The sequence below is a fragment of the Protofrankia sp. Cas3 genome (assembly GCF_963555955.1).
Classification (GTDB): Bacteria; Actinomycetota; Actinomycetes; order Frankiales; family Frankiaceae; genus Protofrankia.
The window spans coordinates 1-6,036 of the sequence record NZ_CAUVXP010000244.1 but is presented as its reverse complement, the minus strand read 5'-3'; the positions used below and the strand labels follow the sequence as shown (position 1 = coordinate 6,036).

7 protein-coding genes and 1 pseudogene are annotated in these 6,036 nt (G+C 71.3%); 4 read left to right on the top strand and 4 right to left on the bottom strand.

The window, feature by feature from the left end:
* Window positions 1–175: 175 nt before the first annotated feature.
* On the top strand, window positions 176–364 hold the full coding sequence (gene rpmB / locus U9983_RS26285; protein ID WP_013874853.1) for a 50S ribosomal protein L28: 189 nt from the start codon (window positions 176–178) through the stop codon (window positions 362–364).
* Here rpmB and thiD read toward each other — a convergent pair.
* Together thiD and U9983_RS26275 are read right to left on the bottom strand one after the other, a co-directional pair.
* Window positions 336–1,199, bottom strand: coding sequence for a bifunctional hydroxymethylpyrimidine kinase/phosphomethylpyrimidine kinase (gene thiD / locus U9983_RS26280; RefSeq protein ID WP_322756584.1), 864 nt, complete (start codon window positions 1,197–1,199; stop codon window positions 336–338). The two genes, rpmB and thiD, sit on opposite strands and share 29 nt — an antisense overlap.
* A gap of 73 nt (window positions 1,200–1,272) precedes the next feature.
* Complete coding sequence (locus tag U9983_RS26275) at window positions 1,273–2,253, bottom strand: thiamine-phosphate kinase (protein WP_322756583.1); 981 nt, start codon at window positions 2,251–2,253, stop codon at window positions 1,273–1,275.
* A gap of 78 nt (window positions 2,254–2,331) precedes the next feature.
* On the opposite strand from U9983_RS26275, the gene U9983_RS26270 reads away from it, so the two are divergent.
* The gene (locus U9983_RS26270) at window positions 2,332–2,565 is read left to right on the top strand and encodes an Lrp/AsnC family transcriptional regulator (protein WP_131747996.1); all 234 of its coding nucleotides are present in this window, start codon (window positions 2,332–2,334) and stop codon (window positions 2,563–2,565) included.
* Window positions 2,566–2,669: 104 nt separating this feature from the next.
* Window positions 2,670–3,167 (top strand): DUF3515 family protein, encoded by a 498-nt coding sequence (locus U9983_RS26265; protein ID WP_322756582.1) that lies wholly within the window; start codon window positions 2,670–2,672, stop codon window positions 3,165–3,167.
* Between the two features lie 26 nt (window positions 3,168–3,193).
* Here the strand turns inward: U9983_RS26265 and U9983_RS26260 are convergent, their stop codons facing one another.
* Window positions 3,194–4,348, bottom strand: coding sequence for a D-alanine--D-alanine ligase family protein (locus tag U9983_RS26260; RefSeq protein WP_322756581.1), 1,155 nt, complete (start codon window positions 4,346–4,348; stop codon window positions 3,194–3,196).
* An 81-nt stretch (window positions 4,349–4,429) separates the two neighbouring features.
* Window positions 4,430–5,443 (bottom strand): NAD(P)H-dependent glycerol-3-phosphate dehydrogenase, encoded by a 1,014-nt coding sequence (locus tag U9983_RS26255; RefSeq protein ID WP_322756580.1) that lies wholly within the window; start codon window positions 5,441–5,443, stop codon window positions 4,430–4,432.
* A gap of 210 nt (window positions 5,444–5,653) precedes the next feature.
* Between U9983_RS26255 and U9983_RS26250 the strand changes: the two are divergent.
* Window positions 5,654–6,036 (top strand): annotated as a pseudogene (locus U9983_RS26250) (2-phospho-L-lactate guanylyltransferase); the annotation flags it as partial.

Sequence of the window (6,036 nt, the reverse complement as noted above, 5' to 3'; positions counted from 1 at the left end):
CGCTACGCCTGTTCGGCCGATACTACGATCGCAGACATCGCCTCGTCTTCGGCTGACCTCGATCATTCTTCGGTGCGGAGCAGGCCCACGACGGTGACGGGACGCCGGTGGGGTAGCCTCGGGAGACTGCCGCACACGCGGCATCATCATCACCTTCTTCCGGCGGAGTGTTCTCGTGTCTTCGGTGTGTGACGTCTGCGGCAAGGGGCCGGGCTTCGGTATGTCGGTCTCCCACTCCCACCGGCGCACCCGGCGGCGCTGGAACCCCAACATCCAGACTGTGCACGCGCTCGTGGGCAAGACGCCCAAGCGCCTCAACGTGTGCACCTCCTGCATCAAGGCCGGCAAGGTGACCAGGGCATAGCCGCCGCCGGTGGCGCGCTGGCGGCGTTGCGCCAGGACCAGGCGTGGTCGACCGGGCCGATGCCGGCGCCGAGCGCGAAGCCGGCCGCCACCGCACCGGTGACGTAGGCCTTGGCCGCCCGCACCGCGTCGGGTACGTCCGACCCGCGGGCCAGGAATGACGCGACCGCGGACGCGAGGGTGCAACCGGTGCCGTGCGTGTGCCGGTTGTCATGTCGTGGTGCCCGGAGCAGGACGGTCTGTCTGCCGTCGGTGAGCAGGTCCACGGCGTCGCCGCGCAGGTGACCGCCCTTCACCAGCACCCAGCGTGGCCCGAGGGCGAGCACCGCCCGGGCTGCGGCCGGCATGTCGTCCTCGTCGTGCACGGCGACGCCGGTGAGCAGCTTCACCTCGTCCAGGTTCGGGGTTACCACGGTCGCCACCGGCAGTAGCCGGGTCCGGACGGTATCGACGGCCTCGGGCGCGAGCAGTGGATCGCCGTGCTTGGACACCCCGACCGGGTCGACCACGACCGCAACACCCCCGTCGGCGAGGTCTGCCAGCTCAGCTGCCACGGCCGCCACGATCCGCGGTGACGACAGCATCCCGGTCTTGACCGCGTCGACACCGATGTCGTTCACGACCGCCCGGATCTGCGCGACGACGGCCTCGGCCGGCAGGTCCCACACCCCGTGCACCCCCAGGGAGTTCTGGGCCGTCACCGCGGTCAGGGCGCTCATCCCGTGGACGCCGAGAGCCACCATGGTCTTCAGGTCAGCCTGGATGCCGGCGCCGCCGCCGGAGTCGGAGCCGGCGATCGTCAACACCCGGGGCGGGGACTCGGCAGGCAGGACCATGGCAGGCGGAATCCTGGTGGACGGGGACACGGGCGCCACGCTATGCCCGAACCCGGCCGCGTCAACAGCTGAATCAGTGGCTGAAATGGTCCCAGCCCCGTGCCGGACCCGCGGTACCATCCGGCGCCGGTCCGTCGCGGTGCGGGCCGCGCAGGTCCGGCGGGATGCCCTCGCCGACGAGCCGCACCTCTGGCCGGCCGCCGGCCGACCCGACCGGGAGCGTTCTGCCGATCACCGCCACCCCCGGCGGCGGGTCCACGCCCGCCGGCAGCGTCCCGACCAGGCCGTGGTCCTCGCCACCGGTGAGCAGGTGTCGCACCTCGACACCGGGGACGAGCGCCCTCAGTGCGGCCACATCCACCTCGAACACGACCCCGGACGCGCCTGCCACGTGCCCGAGATCGGCGAGCAGCCCGTCGCTGACGTCCACCAGCGAGGTGGCCCCCGCATGTGCCAGCGCAGGTCCGGCCGAATACGGCGGCGACGGACGGCGGTGGGCGGCCACCAGCGGACCATCGCGCACGCCGGCCAGCAGGAGCTCCAGGCCGGCGGCGGAGCGGCCCACCGTACCGGCGAGCACCACCACGTCGCTCGGCCGTGCGCCGGCCCGCGTCAGCGGCGTACGGCCCGCGAGCTCCCCCAGCGCGGTCACGGCCAGGCATACCTCGCTCGCACTGACCATGTCACCGCCGACCACGACCGCGCCGACCAGCGCGCACTCGTCACGCAGACCGTCAGCCACCCCGTCGACGATCTCGATCGGAGTGGACGGTGGACAGGCGAGCCCGATCAGCAGCGCGGTGGGCGTGCCTCCCATCGCCGCCACGTCCGCGAGGCTCTGGGCGGCGGCCTTGCGGCCCACGTCGTACGGGGAGGACCAGTCGAACCGGAAGTGCCGCCCCTCGACCAGCAGGTCCGTGGTGGCGATCACAGAACCCGAGGGTGTCGGGACCACTGCGGCGTCGTCACCAGGACCCGCGGGTGGGCCAGGCGCCCCCAACCGGGTCACCACACGGGCGATCAGACCAAATTCCCCTGCGTCAGAGACACTCACGAGGGCCGATTGCCTGTTACCTTCTGTCGGCCCGTTGTTCTGAGCGACGGGTTGTCGGCGTCCGACGAGGGAGCGTCTGTGGTCCACGCGTACATCCTCATCCAAACTGAGGTTGGAAAGTCCTCCTCGGTGGCCAAGGAGATCGAACAGATCCCCGGGGTCACCCAGGCAGAGGACGTCACCGGCCCCTACGACGTGATCGTGCGCGCCGAGGCCGCCAGCGTCGATGAGCTGGGAAAACTGGTCATGTCACGGGTGCAGGCGGTCGATGGCATCACCCGGACCCTGACGTGTCCGGTGGTTCACTTCTGACCCGGCCGACGGCGGTGCGATCATGGCCCTTCGCGCTGCCGGCGGCCCGAACCGGTGGCGTGGGCCGTGCACGGATCACGGACTCCCCCGCCCTGATCCGACGGGTGTCCGTCACTCGCATGATGGCCAGGATCTCGATCCCGGCCATCATGCGAGCCAGTGTCATCATCATCGTGATTTTAGTCACATCCTGCGCGGGCTCCCCGGGTCCGGTCACGGTCACCCTGGCGCCCGACCCGGCCGGCAGCGAACGGGCCGCCTGCGTGAACCTCGTTGCGGCCCTGCCGTCCTCACTGGGGGCGGGTCTGGGTCGGCGCGAGGTCAGACCGGCCTCGCCGTTCGTCGCCGCCTGGGGTTCCCCGCCCGCGGTCCTGTCGTGCGGGGTTCCCGGGGTCGCTGCGGGCTATCGACAGGACGTGACCCTCGCGGTGGTCGACGACGTCGGCTGGTTCGCCGAGGATCGCGGTGCCAGCGTCCGCTACTCCACGCCGACCCGACGTCCCCAGGTCGTGCTCATCCTGCCCGCGTCCGTGCAGGCGTTCGACGTCCTGGTCACGCTCGCCGGTCCGGTCCGCGACGCCACCAGGGCGACGGTCGCCTGACCCGCCGCCCAGTCACCGCCGCCCAGTCACCGCAGCCCGGTGCCGCGACGTACCGCCGACTCGATCAGCCGGTCCACCAGCGCCCGGTAGTCCAGACCGCTGGCACCCCACATCTGCGGAAACATCGAGGTCGGGGTGAACCCGGGCATGGTGTTGACCTCGTTGACGACGATCGAACCGTCCGGGCACAGGAAGACGTCCACCCGCGCGAGACCCGCGCAGTCCAGCGCAGTGAACGCGCGCAGGGCAAGATCGCGAATCCTGGCGGCGACGGCGACGGGGATGTCGGCCGGAACGTCGAACCGGACCGCTCCCGACAGGTACTTGGCGTCGAAGTCGTAGAACCCGGCTGAGGATGTCACCGTCACCTCGGCCGGGACGCTCGCCTCAGGCTCGCGGCCGGCCAGGCCCTCCAGCACCCCGCACTCGAGCTCACGGCCGGCGACGGCGGCTTCGACAAGCACCTTCGGGTCGACCGCGCGGGCCGCCTTCAGCGCGGTCTCCAGGTCATCCCACGCGTCCACCCGGCTGATGCCGATACTTGAGCCGCCCCGGGCCGGCTTGACGAACACAGGCAGGCCCAGCCGTTGCCGGTCGGATGCCGTGATGGTCTGTCCCCCGCGCAGCACCACCACGGGCGCCACCGGCAGCCCCGCGGCCGCAAGCAGGGTCTTCATGTGCTGTTTGTCCATGGCCGCGGCGCTGGCGAACACGCCGGAGCCGACGTAGGGCACGCCGGCCATCTCCAGCAGCCCCTGCACGGTGCCGTCCTCGCCGAAGGGCCCGTGCAACAACGGGAACACGACGTCGACCTCGCCGAAACCGTCGTCGCCGAGACCGAGGCTCCGCAGGCCGTCCTCGCCGAGACCGAGGCTCCGCAGGCCGTCCTCGCCGAGACCGAGGCTCCGCAGGCCGCCCGCGGTGGGGTCACCCGGCAGGGCCACCGGTATCCCGGTGCCCTCGACGCTCGGCAGCACGCCGGAACGGACCTGGAGCGCCGCCGGATCACCCGAACCGAGCACCCAACGGCCGTCCGGGGTGATACCGACGGCCACAACGTCATAACGCCGCGGGTCCAGGGCCGCCAGCACGCTGCCGGCGGACACGCACGAGATCGCGTGTTCGGTGCTGCGTCCGCCGTAGATGACGGCAATCCGGGTCCTGCGCGCGGTGCCGGGCATGGACCGGACCCTAACCGATGCTCGGCCGCCTCACCGTGACCCCGACGCCGCGCAACCGGCGGCGACGGCTCCGGTGATCGCTCAGGCGCTGGGGGCGCGGTGCTCGCGGCCTGGTTCGCGGCTCATCAGTTCCTTGACCGCGTCCATCGGCGCAAGGCCCTCGTAGATGACCCGCTCCACCTGCTCAGTGATCGGCATTGCGACGCCCAGTGACCGGGCCAGACCCAGGATGGGCCGGCAGGAGCGGACGCCCTCGGCGATCTGAACCTGCTGGATGCTGGCCGTCGCCAGGGTCATGCCACGGCCGAGCTTCTCACCGAAGGTGCGGTTGCGCGACAGCGGCGACGAACAGGTGGCCACCAGGTCACCCAGGCCGGCGAGGCCGGCGAACGTCAGCGGATCGGCGCCCATGGCGACGCCGAGCCGGGCCATCTCGGCCAGCCCCCGGGTGATCAGGGAGGCGACCGAATTGGTGCCGAACCCCATTCCCTCGAGCATGCCTGCGGCCAGTGCGATCACGTTCTTGACAGCGCCGGCGAGCTCACAGCCGATCAGGTCGGAGTTGGTGTACGGGCGAAGGTAGGACGTCCAACAGGCCCCCTGCAGATCGATCGCGGTCTGCTCGCAGCGGCTCGCCACGACGGTGGCCGCCGGCTGCTCGGCCGCGATCTCACCTGCCAGGTTCGGACCGCTGACCACCGCGATCCGGTCCGGACCCGCGCCGGTGACCTCCCTGACGACCTCGCTCATCCGGCGGCGGGACTCGCCCTCGACGCCCTTGATCAGGCTCACGTACACCGCGGACGGCGGGACCAGTGGCGCCCAGCGAACCAGGCAGCCACGCAGGGCCTGGGACGGCACCGCGAGCACGACCAGATCGGCCCCGCGGAGCGCGTGTGCGGCATCCCCGGTGGCGCTGACCTGGTCAGGCAGGGTGAGTCCGGGCAGGTAGCGGGGGTTGACATGATGGTGGTTCACCGCCTTGACGATGTCGGGCGCACGCGCCAGCAGCGTGACCCCGGCCCCGGCGTCGGCGAGCACCTTGGCGAAGACCGTCCCCCAGGATCCGGCGCAGAGAACAGCCGCTCTCGTCACACGGATCGCCCGCCGGCCGGGTGCTCGCCAGTCGGGTGCTCGCCGGCCGGGTCCGATCGTGTCTCAGCGTCAACCATGTAGTGACCATATGATGACTAGACCGTTGCCAGACGGTAACCATCGCGGCGACCGCGGGGAGATGCCGGGACCGGCCGCCACGCTGCCACGGATGCCGTAGGGTCAGAACGTGATACCCGCGCTACTCCGGAGATGACGCCCGACCCGACCTGGGTGGTCATTGTTCCGGTCAAGCGGTTGACTGCGGCCAAGAGCCGGCTCGCCCACCCCGAACGTGCGGCTCTCGCGCTCGCGATGGCTCAGGACACGGTCGCCGCGGCCAGAGATATCGATCATGATGTGGTAGTGGCCGTCGTCGTCGTGACCAACGACCGCACGGCGCGGGCCGGCATCGCGGACATCGCCGACATCGCGGATATCGCCGACATCGACGCTCGGGTAGTTGTCATCCCTGACACTCCCGACACGGGTCTCAACGCGGCGTTGACGCACGGTGCGGCCGAGGCCGCGCGGCGGTGGCCCGGCGCCGGCGTCGCGGCGATGTCCGCGGACCTCGCGGCACTGCGCCCGGCCGA

What these genes read in the sequence shown, in the direction of transcription:
- thiD (WP_322756584.1), bottom strand. Translation starts at nt 1,199, where the DNA reads ATGGTCCTGCCTGCCGAGTCCCCGCCCCGGGTGTTGACGATCGCCGGC.
- U9983_RS26260 (WP_322756581.1), bottom strand. Translation starts at nt 4,348, where the DNA reads ATGCCCGGCACCGCGCGCAGGACCCGGATTGCCGTCATCTACGGCGGA.